At 24.9% G+C, this 1,155-nt stretch carries 1 protein-coding gene and 1 pseudogene; one reads left to right on the top strand and one right to left on the bottom strand.

What is annotated here, in order from left to right; all coding sequences use genetic code 11:
* A partial coding sequence (gene mobL, locus ABZX02_RS43975; RefSeq protein ID WP_355307976.1) for a relaxase MobL occupies positions 1-654 on the top strand: 654 nt, incomplete at its 5' end.
* A 317-nt stretch (positions 655-971) separates the two neighbouring features.
* On the opposite strand, the pseudogene ABZX02_RS43970 reads toward mobL, so the two are convergent.
* A pseudogene (locus tag ABZX02_RS43970) lies at positions 972-1,155 on the bottom strand (hypothetical protein); the annotation flags it as partial.

Raw genomic sequence — 1,155 nt, 5'->3', positions numbered from 1 at the left:
TATATGTCGATAGATAAATTAAAAAAGAAACAAGGATATAACAAAGAAAATGTAAAAAAAAGAACAACCATGAGCTTTAATTCTGAACATGAATTCATCGAAGAACAAGAGATGAACAGACTAAAAGATAAGTTTCAAGAGGCAAATAAAAAGAGTCATGTCATGTATCAAGATGTTGTATCTTTTGATAATCAATTTCTTAAAGACAATCATTTATTTAATGAATCATTAGATAAATTAGATGAACCTAAAATAAAAAAAGCCACTCGTCGAATGGTTAATCAAATGATTAAAGATAATAAAATGGATGAAAATCATACATTTTGGTGTGCAAATATTCATTATGATACTGATAATATTCATATTCATATAGCTACTTCCGAAGAAAAAAACACACGAAAAACTATAAAAGAAGGAAGATTCAAAGGACAATATAGAGGTAAAAGAACTCCTACAACGCTTAGAAATATGAAAAGTACTTTTGCTAATTCTCTTTATAAAGATATTAATTTAATGAAAGAAATTCATCAGTTAAAAAAAGAAATGAGAAAAGAAGTAAAAATCAATCTTTCACGTGAATGTAAAGATTGGACGGCTTCTTTAAATATTAAGATGAAGAAATTGAAAAAAGAAATGAAAAGAATAAGGAAGTAGTAAATATACCAAATAATAAAAAAATCTTACTCTTAATGCCATTATTTAAATATAATAGATAAAAGCTAAAGACATTTTAATACATATAATGCTGTTTTTAATGCGGCACCAAGCTTCACGAAGAGTACAGATTTTCATTAATGAAAGGGTATAATTAAAAAACAACGTGTTGTTATTTGTAATAAATAATGTCTCTAATTATCATGTATCTATTTTTGAAGTATAAATATAAAAATATGGTTTTCTATATGATGAATTATTTATTTTGAATATTTTTATAAGTTCACATGTTCCATATTTCTTCTAATGGTCCTTGTTTAAAGCATTTTAACCAATACTTTTGTTAATACAGACATTATTAATATCGTTATCACTGATATTAAAGTCGATTCACTTGGTGTAGGACAATTAGAATTGAAAAAGATTCTAATAATTAAATTTAATAATATAGCTTGTAATATAAAGTTAGTAAATGCGGTTTTGCCAACTTTTTCAGCTGGC

Source organism: Lentzea sp. NPDC003310, assembly GCF_040610935.1.
GTDB lineage: Bacteria > Actinomycetota > Actinomycetes > Mycobacteriales > Pseudonocardiaceae > Lentzea.
This window is presented reverse-complemented; position numbering and strand designations above follow the sequence as displayed.